General features: G+C 60.0%; 14 protein-coding genes. 9 read left to right on the top strand and 5 right to left on the bottom strand.

What is annotated here, in order from left to right:
- Positions 1–64 precede the first annotated feature (64 nt).
- From AWM79_RS19835 to AWM79_RS19815, 5 genes are all read left to right on the top strand, one after another.
- Entirely contained in the window at positions 65–1822 is a 1758-nt protein-coding gene (locus AWM79_RS19835; RefSeq protein ID WP_060783596.1) for a carbamoyltransferase family protein, read from the top strand.
- Positions 1823–1858: 36 nt separating this feature from the next.
- Positions 1859–2755 (top strand): GNAT family N-acetyltransferase, encoded by an 897-nt coding sequence (locus AWM79_RS19830; RefSeq protein ID WP_017133371.1) that lies wholly within the window; start codon positions 1859–1861, stop codon positions 2753–2755.
- Positions 2752–4164 carry a PIG-L deacetylase family protein gene (locus AWM79_RS19825; protein WP_017133370.1) on the top strand — a complete coding sequence of 471 codons (1413 nt, stop codon included), beginning with the start codon at positions 2752–2754 and terminating at the stop codon, positions 4162–4164. Before AWM79_RS19830 ends, AWM79_RS19825 begins: the two co-directional genes overlap by 4 nt.
- A gap of 113 nt (positions 4165–4277) precedes the next feature.
- Positions 4278–5423, top strand: coding sequence for a glycosyltransferase family 4 protein (locus AWM79_RS19820; RefSeq protein WP_017133369.1), 1146 nt, complete (start codon positions 4278–4280; stop codon positions 5421–5423).
- A 4-nt stretch (positions 5424–5427) separates the two neighbouring features.
- Complete coding sequence (locus AWM79_RS19815; RefSeq protein ID WP_017133368.1) at positions 5428–6312, top strand: glycosyltransferase; 885 nt, start codon at positions 5428–5430, stop codon at positions 6310–6312.
- 64 nt (positions 6313–6376) lie between these two features.
- Here the strand turns inward: AWM79_RS19815 and AWM79_RS19810 are convergent, their stop codons facing one another.
- Complete coding sequence (locus AWM79_RS19810) at positions 6377–8236, bottom strand: bifunctional O-antigen ligase/aminoglycoside phosphotransferase family protein (RefSeq protein ID WP_026013332.1); 1860 nt, start codon at positions 8234–8236, stop codon at positions 6377–6379.
- Positions 8237–8394: 158 nt separating this feature from the next.
- Between AWM79_RS19810 and msbA the strand changes: the two genes are divergently transcribed.
- Positions 8395–10200: a lipid A export permease/ATP-binding protein MsbA gene (gene msbA / locus AWM79_RS19805; RefSeq protein ID WP_017133366.1), complete on the top strand. Its 1806-nt coding sequence runs from the start codon at positions 8395–8397 to the stop codon at positions 10198–10200.
- Between the two features lie 112 nt (positions 10201–10312).
- The gene (gene hldE, locus AWM79_RS19800) at positions 10313–11734 is read left to right on the top strand and encodes a bifunctional D-glycero-beta-D-manno-heptose-7-phosphate kinase/D-glycero-beta-D-manno-heptose 1-phosphate adenylyltransferase HldE (protein ID WP_060783595.1); all 1422 of its coding nucleotides are present in this window, start codon (positions 10313–10315) and stop codon (positions 11732–11734) included.
- A gap of 25 nt (positions 11735–11759) precedes the next feature.
- Here hldE and AWM79_RS19795 read toward each other — a convergent pair whose 3' ends face one another.
- The 4 genes from AWM79_RS19795 to AWM79_RS19780 all read right to left on the bottom strand — a co-directional run bounded on the left by AWM79_RS19795 (position 11760) and on the right by AWM79_RS19780 (position 15154).
- Positions 11760–12725: a hypothetical protein gene (locus tag AWM79_RS19795; protein WP_017133365.1), complete on the bottom strand. Its 966-nt coding sequence runs from the start codon at positions 12723–12725 to the stop codon at positions 11760–11762.
- A gap of 41 nt (positions 12726–12766) precedes the next feature.
- Complete coding sequence (locus AWM79_RS19790; protein ID WP_017133364.1) at positions 12767–13579, bottom strand: aldo/keto reductase; 813 nt, start codon at positions 13577–13579, stop codon at positions 12767–12769.
- On the bottom strand, positions 13576–14751 hold the full coding sequence (locus AWM79_RS19785; RefSeq protein WP_017133363.1) for an NAD(P)/FAD-dependent oxidoreductase: 1176 nt from the start codon (positions 14749–14751) through the stop codon (positions 13576–13578). Before AWM79_RS19785 ends, AWM79_RS19790 begins: the two co-directional genes overlap by 4 nt.
- 70 nt (positions 14752–14821) lie before the next feature.
- Positions 14822–15154: a DMT family transporter gene (locus tag AWM79_RS19780; RefSeq protein ID WP_017133362.1), complete on the bottom strand. Its 333-nt coding sequence runs from the start codon at positions 15152–15154 to the stop codon at positions 14822–14824.
- Positions 15155–15264: 110 nt separating this feature from the next.
- Between AWM79_RS19780 and AWM79_RS19775 the strand changes: the two genes are divergently transcribed.
- A complete protein-coding gene (locus tag AWM79_RS19775; RefSeq protein ID WP_208599913.1) occupies positions 15265–16149 on the top strand; it encodes a LysR family transcriptional regulator in 885 nt (294 codons plus the stop codon).
- Between the two features lie 22 nt (positions 16150–16171).
- Positions 16172–17458 (top strand): lipid IV(A) 3-deoxy-D-manno-octulosonic acid transferase, encoded by a 1287-nt coding sequence (gene waaA, locus AWM79_RS19770; RefSeq protein ID WP_026013330.1) that lies wholly within the window; start codon positions 16172–16174, stop codon positions 17456–17458.
- Positions 17459–17461: the final 3 nt, after the last annotated feature.

The raw sequence follows: 17461 nt of genomic DNA, 5'->3' as shown, positions 1-17461 counted from the left end.
GCGAGAACACATTTACTGTGGCGCATTGCCGCCCGCCTGCAGACTTTAAAGAGGCTAGACCCCTGTGGCATTGACGATTCTTGGCCTGTCCGGCGCCCTTAGCCATGATCCTTCCGCGGCCTTGTACATCGACGGCAAGCTTATTGCGGCCGCCGAAGAAGAGCGCTTCGTCCGCGATAAACATGCAAAGAACCGCATGCCCTACGAATCGGCGAAGTTCTGCCTGGAACAGGCCGGTATCAAGCCATCCGACGTTGATGTAGTGGCGATCCCGTTCGCGCCGATCAGCTTGTTCGGCAAGGCCCGCTGGCACTACGCCAAGCGTTACTGGTACGCCCCGGATCGTGCCCTTGACGCGATCCTGATGGGCAACCGGCGCTACAAGCGTTATCGCAATAAAATCGTCTGGTGCCTGGAACAACTGGGCTTCGATCGGAAGAAAATCAAGATCGAGCCGGTCGAGCATCACCTGGCCCATGCTTCCAGCGCCTATCACTGCTCTGGCTTCAAGGAGAAGACCGCAATCCTCGGGATCGACGGCAAGGGCGAGTACGCCACGACCTTTTTCGGCTACGGTGAAAACGGCAGGATCCATAAGATCAAGGAGTTTTTCGATCCGGATTCGCTGGGCGGCCTGTATGGCGCAATCACCGAGTTCCTCGGCTTCGAAATGCTCGACGGCGAATTCAAGGTCATGGGCATGGCCCCTTACGGCGATGCCAACCAGTACGATTTTTCGCGTCTGGCCTCGTTTGAAAACGGCGAGCTGGTGATCAATACCGACTACGCCAACGTGATTGGCTTGCGTCGCTACAAGGAAAAGGGCAAGGGCTTCTACTTCTCGCCGAAGTTGATCGAGTGGCTGGGCCCCAAGCGCGAAGGCGATATCGCCGACGAGCCGTATATTCATTACGCGGCCAGCATGCAGGCGCTGTTCGAGAAGCTCGCCTTGCAGATGATCGACCATTACCTGGGCGACGTCCTCAAGGAAACCGGCAAGCTGGCGTTCGCTGGCGGCTGTGCGCTGAATGTCAAGCTGAACCAGAAGATCATTGCCCGCGACGACGTCAAGGAACTGTTCGTGCAGCCGGCCTCCGGCGATGCCGGCACGGCGGTCGGCGCGGCGGCCTATGTGTCCCACGCCCGTGGCGTGCCGGTGGAGAAGATGGAGCACGTCTACCTGGGGCCGTCCTACAGCAACGAAGACGTGATCGCGGCCTGTGCCCGTCATGCCAATGCGCCGAAGTGGCGCAAGCTGGACAACATGCCGGAGCAGATCGCCAAGATCATGGTCGACGGCAACCCGGTGGCTTGGTTCCAGGGGCGCATGGAGTTTGGTCCGCGTGCCTTGGGCGGTCGTTCGATCATCGGTTGCCCGAGCGTCGCCGGCGTGGCGGATCGGATCAACCATCAGATCAAGTTTCGCGAGCGCTGGAGGCCTTTCTGCCCGTCGATGCTCGACACCGTGGCGCCGCAGATGATCAAGATCGATCACCCGGCGCCGTTCATGACCTTCACCTTCGAAGTGGCGCAAGAGTGGAAGACCCGAGTGCCGGAAGTCGTCCATGAGGATGGTACTTCCCGTGCCCAAGTGCTCAAGCGCGAATACAACCCGCGCTACTACGACATGATGAAGGCCCTGGAAGTCCTGACCGGCAACGGCGTGTCGCTGAACACCTCACTCAATCGTCGTGGCGAACCGATGATCTGCTCGCCGACCGATGCCTTGAACATGTTCTTCGGCTCCGATCTGCAGTATCTGATCATGGAAGACATCCTGGTGGTCAAAGACGGTGCGAATGCTTATGACACGCTCGGCTGAGCGTCGTCTGCCAGGGATTAGTAGGGTGCCAGCTTGATGCTCAATCGCCTGCAAGCCTGGCGCGAACGCGGCTGGACCGCCGTTGACGCGGCCACCTATGCCGCCGCCTGGCAGCGCTTCGGCGGGAGCGTGGCGACTCACCCCATGGTTGTCGAGCGTCTGGCGCAGTTGGCGCAGATTCCTGTGCGTTACCTGGGTTGGGAACAGGATGGCGAAATAAAAGCGTCGATTGCTACCTGGGGACGTGATCTGGCGTTGTCCAAGGATGTTCTCAAGCGCCAGGGCAAGAAAGGCCTGTTCGATCTGGGCAACGCGGAGCTGATCCTGCCGATAGCCACCGATGTCCAGGTGCCCCTGCGCCATCGGGCGCGCTATTTGTCGAGTTTGAATGAGGGGCGTATCGGCACGCTCAAGGCGCAGGCCGAGCAATTGGCCATGGCTCGTGAGCCTGAGGAACTGTCGAAGAAGTTTCGCTATAACCAGCGTCGTGAACTGCGCCTGCTGGAAGAGGCCGGTGGCGCGGTGCGCCCTGTCAGTGAATTCAGTAGTAAGGAACTGGCGGCGATCTATTGTGATCTGTTTCGGCGGCGCTGGGGGTTTGCCGCTACGGGGGTCGAACGCATGGCCGAGGTGCTGGAGTTGTTGCGCGAGTTACTGATCGGCTCGGTGCTGTTGCTCAACGGTGCGCCGATTGCCATACAACTGGTGTATCGCGCCGAGTCGCCGAGGTGGATCAGTGTCGAATACATTAACGGCGGAGTCGACCCCGAAACCCGCGCCTTCAGCCCCGGTAGCGTACTGAGTTTCCTCAATACCCAAGCCGCCTGGGAGCAGGCGCGGCTCAGCGGCAAGCCCCTGCGGTTTTCGTTCGGGCGGGCGGATCGGGAATACAAGGATCGGTGGTGTCATCCTGTGTCGGTTTATCAGGTATGAGTCGTAAACAGCAACTTCTCAGGCGTCATCGGCGTAATAAGCGTATTGGGTTGGTGCTCGTCTTGCTGTTGTTGATGGCCACCGGTATTTGGGTGGATGGATGGATTGTGCCGCTGTGCGCCGTGCTGCTGTGGTGCGCTCACGAAGCCTGGTTTGCCGACCATTTATTTTATTCGCCCAAGGCGAACTACCACTATCGTTTCCCTCCGGACAGTGAGCGCGCCTCGGTGCTGCTCAACGGTGAATGCCTGCTGCTGAACACACCGATATCCTTCGATGGCAGCGAGACGCTGGTGCTGGAGGTTCGAGTCGCATGTTCCTGGTTGGGGCGCTTGATCGATCCCGTGATCGAACTGCTGGGAGGCCAACGTCCCGACCGGCAGACCTTCGAGCGGGGCGTCAAGGGAGTGCGCTACCTCAACCTCAGTGGTCAGGCCGATGCGCTGTCTGGAGGCGCCCTGCGATTGACCGGTCGGCGTTGCCGAATTCTCGGGCAACCGCAGTTGTGGGTGTTTCGTCATCCGGATTACCGTCGCCAGCGAGTCATGGTGATCGCGCCTCATGCCGACGATGCGGAGCTGGCTGCATTTGGGTTGTACAGCCAGGCGGATGAGGCCTGGATCGTGACCCTGACAGCGGGTGAGATCGAATCCGAGCATTACCGTAAAATGGGTATTGAGCCGGCCGAGGCGTCGCGGCTCAAGGGGCGTTTGCGAGCGTGGGACAGTATCGCTGTACCGCAATGGGCCGGTGTCGCTCCGTCTCGTTGTATACAACTGGGTTACTTCTGCATGCAGCTACCGTCAATGCAGGCTACACCTGATCTGCCGGTCCCTTCCCTGGAAGCCAACCTTCGTGATACCCGTTTGTTCCGCCGGTTCAATCCGTTCCTGTTGCCTGGCGACGCAGATGGTGCTCCAACTTGGAATCGATTATTGGATGATCTGCGTGCCTTGTTGGTCAAGGCCCGGCCCGATGTACTGGTCTTGCCTCATCCGGTGCTCGATCCGCACCCGGATCATATCTGCAGCCATGCTGCCGTGCTCGAAGCGCTTGAAGGCCTGAAGTGGCAGCCGCGGGTGATTTTGGGTTACGCCAATCATTTGCATGACAATGATCGTTGGCCAATGGGCCGCTCAGGTCAGGGAGTGGCTCTGCCGCCAGTGCTCGATTCGACAGCTGTGCTGGAGCCGTATTCCCTTGAGCTTTCCACTCAATGCCAATTGGACAAGGCCATGTCGTTGGGCATGATGCATGATTTGCAACCCCGTCCACCCTTCAAGCGTCGTCTTCGTGGTTTCCTGCAACGCTGGCTGGCCGGGCGTGTGCCGTCGCCATATGGAGAAAACGAGTATTTTCGCAAGGCGGTGCGACGGCATGAATTGTTCTGGCGGATAAAGCGCCCATAAGGCGCAAAAGCCCTCAGGTTCCTGTATTTTGCACCAAGTCCAGGTGTCAGATTCGCAGGATCGACGAGCGAGTTTGACCCGCATGTGCCACGAGATGGCAGCAGGAAAGGTATATGAAATCGCGTTACAAGGTTCTGCAGCTACAGCCGGACTACAACGTCAAGGCCAACGATTTTGCCGATCTGGGTGAGCAGATCGTCAAGGCGCTGCCCAAGGCGCGTTTTGAAGTGACCTCGGGTTTCCTCAGTGGCCGTCCCGCGCAGGGCGAGCCTGTGAGTGTGGCCAGTCATTCGCATTACTTCGAGCTGCCGGAAAGTGCTCTCAAGGGGGTGCGCCTAAAGGCTATGTGGCGTATCTACCGGTATTGTCGTGAACAGCAGTTCGATGTAGTGATCTGCAATCGCTTCAAGTCCGTGAACATGATGCTACAGCTCAACCGTTGGTTGAAGATTCCGTTGTGCATCGGTATTTCCCACGGTTTCGGCGAGTACGACCGAGGCTACCGGCGTCGGCAGACCCAGCGCTGGGTGAGTCCTGCCTGGCGTTTCGTCGGGGTTTCTCCGGCTGTTCGGGAGTACTTGGTCGGTCTGCGTTGCGGCTTTACAGAAAGTAATACGGTGGCGATTACCAATGCCATCGATATTGTCCAGGCTGAAGGATTGCAACACCCACGCCTCAGAGCCCGAGAGCTGCTGGGATTACCGGCGGATGCCCGCCTGGTAGGCGCCCTGGGACGCTTGGTGCCGATCAAGGGGCACGTGCACTTGTTGCAGGCTTTTGCCGGCTTGAAGGACGACTACCCTCAGGCTCAGGTCGCCATTATCGGCGCAGGGCGGGAAGAGGCCAATTTGCGTCGGGAAATCGAGCGTCTCGAGTTGACGGGGCGGGCGCATCTGGTGGGGTTTCGCGAAGATGCTCTGCAATATGTGCGAGCATTCGATATCTGGACGATGCCCTCCCTGAACGAGGGGCTGGGTCTGGCCCTGTTGGAAGGCATGAGTGGGCATTTGCCGATTATCGCTTCGAACGTGCCTGCCATGTTACCGCTGATTCAGGGGGCAGGCGGTCTTTCCCACGAGCCGGGCAACGTCGAGCAATTGAAAGCAGCGTTGGGGGCCTACCTCACCCTTGATGACGACGCGCTACGGGCCAAGGGTGAAGAAGCCTTCCGCTATCTTCAGCGCGAGCACGACATTGAGGAGTTTCGTCAACATTATTTGGACTTGATAGAGTCCGGTCTGAGCCAGTCAGGTAACTAGGTACATGAGCGAAAAACAACCGCTGGTGACGGTGATCATTGCATCGTACAACCATGGCAGGTACATCGAAAAAAGCATCCTCAGCGTGCTGGGGCAGACTTATCCAAACATCGAGCTGTTGGTGGTCGACGACGGCTCGCCCGATGACAGTGTCGAGCGAATCCGTCGCCTTCAGGCCGAGCATGGTTTTGACTTCCAGGTTCAGCCAAACCAGGGATTGACCAAGACCCTCAATGGTGCTATTGCCCGTGCCAAAGGTAGCCTGATCGTTTCATTCGGTTCCGATGACATCATGTTCCCGGATCGTATCGCCATCCAAGTGGCCTACATGGATGGCAAGCCCGAAGTGGGGATTTGCGCCGGCAATATTGAGTTGATTGATGGTGACGGAAATCTACTGCCGGAAAAGCGCCAGCGTCGCGATATCCCCTTCCGGCGGCTCAATTTCGATGAAATGTTCATGGATCTCAAGCCGTTTCCACCGGCCCCGACATTGATGATGCGCCGAGAGGCGCTGGACAAGGTTGGTGGGTTCGACCCGGATATCCCACTGGAAGACCTGCTGATCGAACTCAAGATCACCCATGCCGGTTATTACATCGATGCGTTAAATGTGTGCATGGCCCAATACCGTCAACATGCTACCAATTCGTACAAGAATCACAGGTTCATGATCGAGAACATTCTTAAGACTTATGCGTTGTTCCGTGATCACCCCGCTTACGATGCCGTGCGTTATGACTTCCTGAACTCGATGTTCCTCAAGACGTCGAACCGGGACCGGGTATTGGCTCGAGAAATACTCCAGCAAATTCCGTTCAAGTATTTTGGCCGTAAGACCTTGCGCGGTTTGGGGCGTCTGATTTTCTCTGCCAAAGAAACCGGCTGAGGCCCCGACCGTCCTGACTAGGACAGTGTCACGGCGCTGCTCGTGGGGCGCGCCGTTTTCTGCGTTAGGATTTTTGCAGCGAGAGCTGTTGAGCCTCTATGTGGCGCCGCATGTTGTCGATGGCTTTGTCCGAGGCCAATGTCTGGTAACCATTCAACAGTTGTTCGAAGTGCTCTTCGAAGAGCCAGCTTCGGTCTTGTGGGTAACGCTGCATATGACGCAGGTTGCGTACACGCAATTCGTGGCTGAGCGCTGAGGGCAGAATGCGCATGTCCGCCACATCGATCAGGCCGAATTCTCCATCGTCCATCAACAGCACATTTCCCAGATGCAGTGAGCGGAAGTAGACCCCACGTTCATGCAGTTGGGCCATAAAGCGCCCGAACCGCTGCATCAGTGCCTGACGAAGGCTGGCATCGAGGCTCTGCAGGGTCTGGCGCAGGGTTTGTCCTGGAAGTGGCTGATAATGGACGGCGTCGCTGCCGTCTGGCAGGTTATACAGGGCAAGCACGCGAGGCGCGGGAATGCGCAGCGCCAACAAACGTGCGCTGTTGACGGCGAAACGCTGCGAATAGGGATTGAAATTACCTGAGGTATACCAGCGTCGTGGGCGAAACAGCTTCAAGAAAGTTTTATCTTCCAGGCGCAACACTTTAGGGCCTAGCCCATCAGCCTCGATGATCTCGGCGTTGTGGCATTGCCGTGCGAAGGCCTCTGGCTTGAGTCGCTTGGGGCGCAGCATCAATAAGTTGTCAGATCGACGAGCGATATGCAGGCTGGCAATCAGGGCCAGGGGGATCCAGAGTAAAAACCAATGCTCCCGTGGCCGTGACAAGATCCCGCCACCTTCGGTCAGGCCGGCGCCGATTCCATAGACCAGCATCGTGGAAGCGAGAACGAACAGCGGCTGATGGCGTTGCCTGAAACTGCTGAAGAGTCCCCAGGCCAGCATGAACAGCCATGGTAGCAAGCCGACCAGGCCGACGTAATAAAGGACGCCCAGCGCAAAGCTGTGAGGCTCTCGCAATAAAAAATCTACGCCGATATCCAAGTATAGCTTCGAGTCGTAGCCATGCCCGATCCAGGGGTGTTCGCCAATGTGCTGCAGGGACAGGTTCCAGAGCTCGAAGCGATAGGAGTTGCCCCGCGCGCCTAGCAACTCCGGTATGGCCAGCAGGACAACGGCGGCAGTGAGCAAGAGGCTGCAAACCAATATCAGGGTGCGACGATTCCAATGCGTGATACTCAGCCAGACGATAGCGAGTGTTAGTGCCACCAGAGGCGTTCGTGAGCCGGTGGCCATGATGGCAAGGAACATCACCACCAGTGCCGGAACGCTCAAGTACAAGGTCTGAAGTCGCTGGGTAGTGATGCAGGTGGATAACCAGTAGATGCAGAAGAACCCGAAAACATGGGAGCTCAACAGCGGATTATCAAAGGCGCCTGCACCCACCATGCGTTCACCGGGTGTATAGCCGTGAGCGAACCGCGCCAGATAGACCGTGGTAGCGCCCAGGGCGATGATAGCGGCACTGAACATCACGACTTTCAAGGCTTCTCCGCGGTATTGCAGCAGCAGCGCGCAACCGGCGAACAGCATCAGCGTCTGGAGGGGAATTTTCATCATCCCGTAATCAGGCTGTTCAGGGGGGCTCCAGAGCAGGCTCAGACAGGCCCAGAGACCGAAGGCTGCGAACCCGATAATCAATGGTTCACGCAGTAGCGTCGTTACTTCAGTTGGGCGCAAGCACAGCAACAGTAAAGTGGGTATGGCAAATAAGCTCAGGTAGAGCGAAGTCAGGGCCGAACGTCCCGAAAGTACGAACATTCCGCACAGCAGCATCAGATAGCCGGCAGGAAGAACCCATAGACAAAGAAAATCGAAGGTGCGGTTTAAAGCATAAGTGAGGCGCTTGGATTGCATGTAGGAAAGACATTCCACAAAAGATAGTGCCGATCATCATAGATGGATGGCATTTTAATGTCATTGGTCGTGGGGAGGGCCATCGACACGCGCAGTGTGCAAGTACACCAGAGAAGCTGTGCTAAAGTCAGCCTCCTTTTTCACAAGCGCCGCGTGATATGACCGACTCCCGTCTCAGCGCAAGCCCTTCGAGCTTGAAGATATACCTCCGTTTACTCAGTTATGTCCGGCCTTACGCGGGTCTGTTCGCGTTGAGTATCCTCGGGTTCCTTATATTCGCTTCGACCCAGCCGATGCTTGGCTACATCCTCAAGTATTTCGTCGACGGCCTGTCCAATCCCCAGGCCTCGCTGTTCCCCAGCGTTCCCTACCTGCGCGACTTGCAACTGCTGCAGGCGGTGCCGCTGCTGATCGTGCTGATTGCCGGCTGGCAAGGACTCGGGTCCTATCTGGGCAACTACTTTCTGGCGAAGGTGTCGTTAGGATTGGTGCATGATCTTCGGGTGCAGTTGTTCAATAACCTGCTGACCTTGCCCAACCGCTATTTCGACAGCCACAACTCCGGTCATCTGATCTCGCGTATCACTTTCAATGTGACCATGGTCACCGGGGCGGCCACGGATGCAATCAAGGTGGTGATCCGCGAAGGCATGACCGTGGTGTTTCTGTTTCTTTCGTTGCTGTGGATGAACTGGCGTCTGACGCTGGTCATGATAGCGATACTGCCGCTGATCGCAGTGATGGTCAGCTCCTCGAGCAAGAAATTTCGTAAGCAGAGCAAGCGTATCCAGGTCGCAATGGGTGATGTCACCCATGTCGCCTCGGAGACCATCCAGGGTTATCGTGTAGTGCGCAGCTTCGGTGGCGAGGCCTATGAACGGCAGCGATTCCTCGAGGCCAGCCAGGGCAATACCGACAAACAACTGCGCATGACTCGTACCGGAGCGATCTACACTCCATTGCTGCAACTGGTGATCTACAGTGCCATGGCGGTGTTGATGTTCCTGGTGTTGTTTCTGCGTGGCGATGCTTCTGCAGGCGACATGATTGCCTATATCACTTTGGCTGGGTTGTTGCCTAAGCCGATTCGCCAGCTCTCCGAAGTCAGTTCGACCATCCAGAAAGGTGTCGCGGGGGCTGAAAGCATTTTCGAGCAGTTGGATGTCGAGTCCGAAGTGGACGGCGGCACCATTGAGCGTGAAGCGGTCAGCGGTCGCCTGGAAGTGCGTAATCTGAGCTTCACTTATCCGGATACCGATCGGCAGGTCTTGAGTGATATCAGCTTTACCGTCGAGCCGGGCCAGATGATCGCTTTGGTTGGGCGCTCTGGTAGTGGCAAGTCGACGCTGGCGGCCCTGATTCCTCGTTTCTATCATCATGATACGGGTGAAATTCTTCTCGACGGTGTCGAGATCGAAGATTATCGCCTGTTGAACTTGCGTCGGCACATTGCCCAGGTGACCCAGCATGTCACGTTGTTCAGCGATACCGTGGCCAATAATATTGCCTATGGGGACCTGGCGGGCGCTCCTCGTGCTGATATCGAGGCCGCCGCCGCCGATGCCTATGCAAAAGAGTTCATCGAGCAGTTGCCCCAGGGCTTCGATACCCAGGTAGGCGAAAACGGCGTGTTGCTGTCTGGCGGCCAGCGCCAGCGCCTGGCGATTGCCCGCGCTTTACTCAAAAATGCGCCGTTGTTGATTCTCGACGAGGCGACCTCGGCCCTCGACACCGAGTCGGAGCGGCATATCCAGGCAGCGCTGGACCAGGCCATGAAGGGGCGCACTACGCTGGTGATCGCTCACCGACTTTCGACCATCGAGAAAGCCGATCTGATCCTGGTCATGGATCAGGGGCGTATTGTCGAGCGGGGTAGTCATGCCCAACTGTTGGCGCAGAACGGCTACTATGCGCGGCTCAACGCCATGGGGCTCGATGATCCGGCTCCTGTTGACATTGTTTGAGCGACGATGGGGCAGGCGATATGTAAGGCTAGTTTGCTTTTTTTGTGTGAACTAGCCTGCGCCAACCCTGTGTTAATATCGCGCCCCTGTTCATTTTGTATGTGGGTTGCCCATGAAGTTGTCCATGCCGCGATTCGATCAAGCCCCCGTTTTGGTAGTTGGCGATGTCATGCTTGACCGTTACTGGCATGGTGGCACCTCACGGATTTCCCCTGAGGCGCCGGTGCCGGTGGTCAAGGTCGAGCAGATCGAAGACCGTCCGGGCGGCGCCGCCAACGTTGCCCTCAACATTGCCGCGTTGGGCGCCCCGGCGTCCCTGGTGGGCGTTACCGGTGATGATGAGGCCGCCGACAGCCTGGTCAACAGCCTCAAGGGCGTAGGGGTCCGGGCGCTGTTCCAGCGTATTGCGCACCAGCCGACCATCGTCAAGCTGCGGGTCATGAGCCGTCACCAGCAACTGCTGCGCATTGATTTCGAGGAGCCCTTTGCCACCGACGCCCTGGCGTTGGGAGTTGAAGTGGATGGCCTGCTCGACGGCATCAAGGTGCTGGTGCTTTCCGATTACGGCAAGGGGGCGCTGAAAAACCATCAGGCGCTGATTCAGGCGGCGCGTGGGCGAGGTATTCCGGTGCTTGCCGATCCTAAGGGCAAGGATTTCTCGATCTATCGCGGAGCCAGCCTGATCACGCCCAACCTCAGTGAATTCGAAACCATCGTCGGCGGTTGCCTCGACGAGCATGAGCTGGTTGCCAAGGGCGCGAAGCTCATGCAGGAGCTGGACCTCGGTGCGCTGCTGGTGACCCGTGGCGAGCACGGCATGACCTTGCTGCGCCCGGATCATCCGGCGCTGCACCTGCCGGCCCGGGCTCGTGAAGTATTCGATGTAACCGGTGCCGGCGATACGGTGATCTCCACCCTGGCCGCTGCGATTGCCGCCGGCGAGGATTTGCCGCACGCGGTGGCCCTGGCCAACCTGGCGGCAGGTATCGTGGTTGGCAAGTTGGGCACGGCGGCCATCAGCGCGCCAGAGTTACGTCGCGCCATCCAGCGTGAAGAAGGTTCCGAGCGCGGTGTGCTGGGCCTTGAGCAACTGCTGTTGGCGGTGGATGACGCTCGAGCGCACAACGAGAAGATCGTCTTCACCAATGGTTGCTTCGACATTCTGCACGCCGGTCATGTGACCTATCTGGAGCAGGCGCGGGCCCAGGGTGATCGGCTGATCGTCGCGGTCAACGACGATGCTTCGGTCAGTCGCCTGAAAGGTCCGGGGCGGCCGATCAATAGCGTCGACCGCCGCATGGCGGTGCTGGCGGGCCTCGGTGCCGTGGATTGGGTGATCAGCTTCCCCGAAGCGACTCCGGAAAATTTGCTGATGCAAGTCAAACCCGACGTGCTGGTCAAGGGCGGTGATTATGGGGTTGACCAGGTGGTCGGTGCCGGCATCGTCACCGCCTACGGCGGTACGGTGAAAGTGCTGGGCCTGGTGGAAAACAGTTCGACGACGGCGATTGTCGAGAAAATCCGCAGCAACTGAATCGCTGGCGCTGACGATTATATCCTCAGCGCCCAGCCTTGGTCGGCACGATCTTGCGTAAGATCTGCCGGGCCTTGCCGGTCAGGCGCTTGAGTTGCGAGTCCTTCTCCGCGGGCGCCAAGCCTTGCTGGCGCAGCCAGTCCTTCCAGCGAATCCGCTCATCGCGCACCAGCCAGCCTTCCTGTCGGGCAAAGCTTTCCGCCAGGTACAGGCCACGGGTGCTCGCCGCGAGCAACTGGTCCTTCTTCAGGGTGTATAGCTCGGCACAGGGTTGTCCATCTTTCAGCGGCATCAGATAGAGGTCAGGGCGTCCGCGATCCAGGCGTGCCACCAGTTCATCGTTTTCCAACCGTTCATCGACATGGAACAGACTCAGCGACTTGGCTTCCCTGGGCACATCCAGCCGTAGGTCGTAGATCAACTGCAACGAGGCGGTGGGCAGGTGCACATAGGCCCTGGGCCGCTCCATCAATTGTTGTGCGCCGCAACGCACGGGCAATGCCGAGCCCGATAGCGGCGTCAGGCGAAAGGGCAAGGCCTCGCGGTAATGCAGGGCCGCGGAGTAGGGCGCCGGCAGCCAGGTATCGTTGAAGCGTCCGCTCAGCCAGCCTTCCGGTGTCTCCAGCAGGCATTCCTCGGCGATTTCCTGGATAGCGGTGTGCAATGGCAGGTTCAGTTCCTGGGCCGGGACATAACCGGAAATCAGCTTGAGCACCACATCGCCACGGTCCTGCCGGCGTTGCCGGACCAGTACCCAGTAGTCGCGATTCTGCCAGTGCAGGGTCAGACGCACCGACACCCCGAGGTTGGCCAACTCCAGGGCGAAACGCTCGGCATCGGTGACGCTCACCGGCTTGCGTTTTTGCAGGGTCTGCGCGAAGTTCAGCGGCATGCCGATGCTCTGATAGCTCAAGCCTTCGGGCGTCGCCTCGACAAATAACGGCAGAGTCTTGAAGTTGCTGGGGTTCTTTCTTATCAGCGTTCGCGGCATGTCGGCTCCTGCTGGCGTCGGGGTCGGCCGCGTGGGCGGCATCAGTTCTGGCGAATGATCCGGGCTACGGTTGCCACGTTGTGGGCGAGGTGCAGCGGGTTGATAGTGCCGACAATAGCACTGGCCACGCCGGGATGTTCAAACAACAGTTCGAAGCTAGCCTGTACCGGATCGACGCCCGGACTCAGGCAAACATGGCCGCTGGCCAGGGCTTTCTTGACCAGGATCGCCTTGCCGTGGGCCAGCGCATAAGCAATGACTGGCTGCTCGTGCTGTTCATTCGGATTGTAGGTGATCATCGCGCAATCGCCTTGCTCCAGAGCCTTCAGGCCGCCCTCGACGGTTTTCCCGGAGAAGCCGAAACCACGGATCTTGCCTTCGCGCTTCAGCTCGGCAAGGGTTTGGTAGACGCCGCTCCGTTCGAGGATCGCCAGATCGTTGCCGTCGGAGTGGACCAGTACCAAGTCGATAAAGTCGGTTTCCAGGCGTTGCAGGCTGCGGTCGACGGACCGGCGAGTGTGTCCGGCGCTGAAGTCGTGGCGCGACTGGCCGACCTCGAACTCTTCACCGACCTTGCTGACAATCACCCATTCGTGACGCTGCCCACGCAACAGCGGACCGAGACGTTCCTCGCTGCGGCCATAAGCCGGGGCGGTATCGATCAGGTTGATCCCCAGATCGCGGGTCAGCTTGAGCAGTTGCCGGGCCTCCTGGTCGTTGGGGATCTGGAAGCCATGGGGATATTTAACGCCCTGGTCGCGGCCCAGCTTGACGGTACCCAGGCCCAATGGCGAAACCATCAGGCCGGTGCTGCCCAAAGGGCGATGCAGGTCGTGCAGGGTCGGTTGGTTCATGGCAGCAGTTGCTCCCAGACGGTTTGCGCCATGGGTGGCCTTGGCAGCTCGGGCAAAGCGGGCGGGTGGCTGGGTTGGATGTCATCTCGTTGTAGGCTCGCCAACACCCGATCGGCGAAGTCTGGCGCCAGCGCCAGCTTGGTCGGCCAGCCCACCAGCAGGCGATCCTGTTCGGCGAGAAAGGCGTTGTCCGGGCGAGTCAAGCCGGTCTGCAGCGGTTCGGCACGATCAACGCGCAGGGTGGCCCAACGAGTCTGGCTCAGGTCGATCCAGGGCAGCAGGCTGTCGAGTTCCTGGCGGGCCGCGGCAATCTGCTCGGCGGGTTCGCGGGCCACGCCTTCGGCCTCGGCAATATCGCCGCCGAGGTACCAGACCCATTGGCCGTCGGCCGTCGGGTGGCTGGTCACGGTGATCCGTGGCTTGGGGCCGCCGCCCAGGCAGTGGGCGTACAGCGGCTTGAGGCTCGGGCCCTTGACCAGCACCATGTGCAGCGGTCGTTTCTGCATGGCCGGCTGGCTCAGGCCGAGGGCGTCGAGCAGTTGCGCAGTGCCGGCGCCGGCGCTGAGCACGATGCGCTGGGCGCGAATCTCGCGCTCATCGACACGCAGGCCGACCAACTGGCCGTTTTCCCGTAGCGGTTCGATCTCCTGCCCGGCCAGCAGGCCGTCGCCCGCCAGTTCGGCGAGGCGCGCAATCAGGCTGGGAACGTCGATCACCCATTCGGCCAGGCGATAGACCTTGCCCTTGAACTTGGGGTTTTGCAGCGCGACTGGAAGCTGGTCGCCCTTGACCTGGTCGACCCGCCCGCGCACCGCCTTGCTGGCGAAGAAACTGCTGAGATTGCCGGCCAGGGTGCCGGGGGACCACAAGTAATGGGCCTCGGACAGCAGGCGGACCCCGGACAGGTCGAGCTCGCCGCTGCCGGTCAGGGCCTCGCGCCAACGGCGGGGCATATCGGCAATGGCTTGCGAGGCACCGGTCAGGGCACCGTGCAACGCGTATTTGGCACCGCCGTGGATGATGCCCTGAGACTTCACACTTTGCCCGCCGCCGAGGCTGGCACTCTCCACCAGTACTGTCGAAAAGCCCTGGCGGCGCAGGCGCGCGTTCAGCCAGAGGCCGGCGACACCGGCGCCGACAATCAGGACATCGGTGGAAATAGCGGATGGCATGCGGCAACCTCGGTTTTCATGAGCAAGGTCGCATTATACAGATTCACGGGAATCGGCGATTTGCCGGCCATCAATGCCCGGCGGTTTTCGAGAATAGCTGGATCACCACCACTCCGAGGACGATCAGCGCCATGCCGAACATGGCCGGGATATCCAGTTTCTGGCCGTAGAGAAATAACGCGGCGACGCTGACCATAACGATACCCATGCCCGCCCATACCGCGTAGGCCACCCCTACCGGTACCGTGCGCACCACCAGCGTCAGCATCCAGAACGCCGTGGCATAGCCGACGATGATCAATGTCAGGGGCAGGGGCGTACTCAGGCCCTTGACCGCCTTCATGGAAACGGTGGCGATGACTTCGGCACAAATGGCGATAGCGAGGTAGTAGTAAGCATTCATGGAGCGCTCTCTCTCATGTCTGGGCCTGCTGATGAGATCGGTATTTTAGCCAACCTCCGGATGGGGTAAAGTCATTAGCTATCTGTATTTAAGATAGGTTAGCTGCCAACATGCAATGGAACCTGGAGCAGATGCGCTTGTTTGTCAGCGTCGCCGAGCAGCGCTCGTTTTCCGCCGTGGCCCGGCACCAGCGCAAGGCGCAATCGGCGATCAGTGCGGCGATTGCCTCGTTGGAAGCCGATCTGGGGGTCAGTCTGTTCGACCGCAGCAGCGGTCGACAACCCCGTTTGACCGAGGCAGGCGAGGCCTTGCTGGATGAGGCGCGCGAAGTCTTGCGCCAGTGCGAGCGCTTGAATGGCCGGGCGTTGGCGCTGATGCGCGGCGAGGAAGCCAGCCTGCGCCTGGCACAGGATGAGGCGATGCCCTACCAGCCGGTGATCGACAGTCTGGAGGCGCTGGCCAACCGCTTTCCCTGCTTGGAAGTGCAACTGACCAGCGCCGCCCAGGGTGATGTGGCGCGTAAGCTGGTGGAGCGACGTGCCGACCTGGGGCTATTGTTCTATCACGACCAGATCCCCGAGGCCTTGGAGCGGCGGGTGCTGGGCAGCATCGAAATGGTCACTGTGTGTGGCGTCGGGCACCCGTTGGCGGCGACCCGTCGCGTCGATGCCCTGCAACTGGCGCGGCACCGGCAACTGCTGATGTCCACGCCGTCGAGCGTGTATCCCGGCGGTGAAGCGGCTAGCCCCCGGGTCTGGCGCGCCGACAGTTTCTTCGTGATGGCCGAGTGGTTGGCCCGTGGTCTCGGTTGGGCCTGGTTGCCGCGCCATGTGGTGCAGTACCCCACGTACCAGGGGCTGATGGTCGAATTGGTCAGCGAATGGACCCCACCGGCGCTAGTGGTGGAGCTGGTCTGGCGGCGTGACGAGCCCCTGGGGCCGGCGGCGCGCTGGCTGGCCGAACGTTTTGCCGAACACCTGCAGGCGATCGGCTGAAAACACAGTAAACTCCGCCGCCATGAATAGAACTCTCTACACCTTGCTGTTTCATCTGGGGCTGCCGCTGGTGGCGTTGCGTCTATGGTGGCGGGCACGTAAGGCACCGGCCTATGCCCGACGTATCGGTGAGCGTTTTGCCCTTGGCCTGCCGCCGATGCGCCCGCACGGTATCTGGGTACACGCGGTGTCGGTGGGCGAGAGCATTGCCGCCGCGCCGATGATTCGGGCGTTGCTGGCGCAGCACCCAGAATGTCCGATTACGGTGACCTGCATGACCCCCACCGGTTCGGAGCGAATCAAGGCATTGTTCGCCAATGAGCCGCGTATTCAGCACTGCTACCTGCCCTACGATTTGCCCTGGGCCGCGGCGCGGTTTCTCGATGCGGTACGGCCGAGGTTGGCGGTGATCATGGAGACCGAACTGTGGCCCAACCATATCCATCAGTGTGCCCAGCGCGGGATTGCGGTGGCGCTGGCCAACGCCCGGCTGTCGGCGCGTTCGGCCAAGGGATATGCCCGGTTTGCCCGGCTGACCGGGCCGATGCTGGGGGAGATGAGTTTGATCGCGGCGCAGACCGAAACCGAGGCCGAGCGCTTCCGGCAATTGGGCGCGCGTCCTGAGTGTGTCGAGGTCACCGGCTCGATCAAGTTCGACCTGAGTATCGATTCGCGATTGCTGGCGCGTGCCGCCGAGTTGCGCGGGCAGTGGCAGGCGCAACAGCGGCCGGTGTGGATTGCCGCGAGCACCCACGAAGGGGAGGACGAAGTGGTCCTGGCGGCCCATCGGCAGTTGCTGGCCAGTCATCCGGATGCCTTGCTGATCCTGGTGCCGCGTCATCCGGAGCGTTTCAACGGTGTCTTCGAGCTGTGCCGCCAGCAGGGCTTTGCGACCGTGCGCCGCTCGACCGCCGCCCCGGTCACCGCGCAGGTATCGGTGTTGCTCGGCGACACCATGGGCGAGCTACTGTTTCTCTATGCCTTGGCGGACAGTGCCTTTGTCGGCGGTAGCCTGGTGCCCAATGGCGGGCATAATCTGCTGGAGCCGGCGGCCCTGGCCAAACCCGTATTGAGCGGGCCACACGTGTTCAACTTCCTGGAGATCGCTGCGTTGATGCGCGAAGCGGGGGCGTTACAGGAAGTGGACGATGCCGAGGGTCTGGCGGTGGCGGTGCAACGCCTGTTCGAATTGCCGCAGGATGCGCGGAACATGGCTGAGGCGGGGTTGAAGGTGATGCAGGCCAATCAGGGCGCGTTGCAGCGCTTGCTCGATGGGCTGCGGCGGTTGTTGTCGCGCCGCTTAGATTAACCA

Origin of the sequence: Pseudomonas agarici, from assembly GCF_001543125.1 — a bacterium.
In the GTDB taxonomy this organism is placed as follows: Bacteria; Pseudomonadota; Gammaproteobacteria; order Pseudomonadales; family Pseudomonadaceae; genus Aquipseudomonas; species Aquipseudomonas agarici.
This window is presented reverse-complemented; position numbering and strand designations above follow the sequence as displayed.